This window comes from Psychrobacter sp. 1Y4 (assembly GCF_051847555.1).
Window position 1 is genome coordinate 1 of the sequence record NZ_JBPYDE010000415.1, and the last position, 780, is coordinate 780.

At 41.3% G+C, this 780-nt stretch carries 1 protein-coding gene; it reads right to left on the bottom strand.

Annotated features, from left to right (window positions below; genetic code table 11):
* Nucleotides 1–86: 86 nt before the first annotated feature.
* Nucleotides 87–713: an OmpW/AlkL family protein gene (locus tag ACS8FC_RS16680; protein WP_201599697.1), complete on the bottom strand. Its 627-nt coding sequence runs from the start codon at nucleotides 711–713 to the stop codon at nucleotides 87–89.
* Nucleotides 714–780 lie beyond the last annotated feature (67 nt).

Sequence of the window (780 nt, forward strand, 5' to 3'; positions counted from 1 at the left end):
TGAAATAAGCAAATGTTAGCCACAAAAAAGCCAGCATCAGCGCTGGCTTTTTATACTTAGATCATCGAGGTTAATACGGTTTGTGATTAAAACTGTTTAACAAATGCAACGCCATATACCCAAGGGCTGATATCGATTTCACCGATGTCACTGCCATCTAAAGTAGCATCTGTTTTGATGTCCATATAGCGCGCATCGATACGGAAAGCTTCAGTTGGAGCGAAAGGAATGTCTAAACCGACATGACCGGCCACACCAACGCTATCATCAAGATCTAAATCACCACCAGTAGAGATTCTTTCTTTAAAAAAGGTCGTATAGTTCACGCCAACACCAACGAATGGTTTGATATTCATTGGCATGTTGTCAGAGTCAAAGTGATATTGCACAGAAAGAGTCGGTGGTAAATGTTGGGTTTTACCTGTTAAAACTTGTGTGCCATCAGCACTATTTAGATCAAAATCATGATGAAATGGGAGTGCTGCGAGTAGCTCAACACCGACATTGTTGGCAATAAAATACTCACCACTGATAGTTGGTTGTATATCGCCGTCAACATCAACAGACAAACCATTATCTAGAGTGCCATTATCACTTTTAGGGTCAACATAATGTGCACCAGCCGCAATAGACCAAGTGCCAGCAGGTACAGCAAAAGCAGTAGTCATGGTAAGGGCAGTGGCAGCAGCTAAAACTAGGGATTGTAGTTTCATGATTTGGTTCCTTAATATATTAAAAGGCTATCAGTGCTAAATGAGGGATGACATTGCACACTGATAC